Annotated in this window: 1 pseudogene; it reads right to left on the reverse strand. The window is 58.4% G+C overall.

Annotated features, from left to right (window positions below):
* Positions 1-387, reverse strand: a pseudogene (locus JFL43_RS22180) (hypothetical protein); the annotation flags it as partial.

Raw genomic sequence — 387 nt, forward strand, 5'->3', positions numbered from 1 at the left:
TCCATCAGAACCGGTAGGTCCGGTAGAGCCAGTAACCCCATCAGCCCCGGTAGGTCCAGTAGGTCCAGTAGGTCCAGTAGAGCCAGTAGCTCCGGTAGCTCCAGTAGCTCCGGTAGAGCCAGTAATTCCATCAGCCCCCGTAGCTCCGGTAGGTCCAGTAGCCCCAGGAATTCCATCAGAACCGGTAGGTCCGGTAGAGCCAGTACCCCCGTCAGCTCCAGTAGCCCCTGTAGGTCCAGTAGAGCCAGTAACCCCGTCAGCTCCAGTAGCCCCAGTAGGTCCAGTAGAGCCAGTAATTCCATCAGTCCCAGTAGGTCCGGTAGAGCCAGTAGCCCCAGTTACTCCAGTAGGTCCAGTAGCCCCAGTAATTCCATGAGAGCCGGTAGG

The organism is Viridibacillus soli (genome assembly GCF_016612995.1).
Taxonomy (GTDB): domain Bacteria; phylum Bacillota; class Bacilli; order Bacillales_A; family Planococcaceae; genus Viridibacillus; species Viridibacillus soli.